General features: G+C 40.7%; 1 pseudogene. It reads right to left on the reverse strand.

The features are described from left to right. A pseudogene (locus R7R78_RS28675) lies at positions 1-553 on the reverse strand (50S rRNA methyltransferase); the annotation flags it as partial.

The following is a 553-nucleotide window of genomic DNA, read 5'->3' on the forward strand; positions in this document are numbered from 1 at the left end:
AATCTAAACTTTCTCCTGAATAGACATTTGGCAGGTTTTTAAGCTGAATGTGTTCACCTTCGATACCCCAAGCCGTGATTGGATCTACTTCAATTCTTGGTTCTGCATTGGCCTGAGAAAAGACCAGTCGATGCTTTTTCCACGCCAGTGACGTTTTAGTCTCTCCAAGGTGTTTTTCGAACAATTTTAATGTAGACGTATGGATTTCTTTGGCTTTGTTTACAGCAATAACAGGGCAAGCGGTTGGAAGCACTTTGCGAAGTTGGCTCAAAATCCAAACAAGATGACGATTACTTTTAGGTAGCTGGACTAACACAAGATCTGTATTCGCAGGAATACTGTCCATTGTGGTCAGAAATGCCACTTTATTACATTGATTGTCTTCAAGATTTTTTTGAGCACCTTTGTGAGAGACGAAAGAATCGCTCATAAAAGTGACATGATGTTTTTCAGAAAACCAGCAAGCGAGGGCACCAAAGTTGTCATTGATAACAACGATGTTTTGATGGTCGGGTAATGCCATTTCTTCGACGTGATTGATCAGGTACTCATC

This window comes from Vibrio sp. 2134-1 (genome assembly GCF_033339495.1).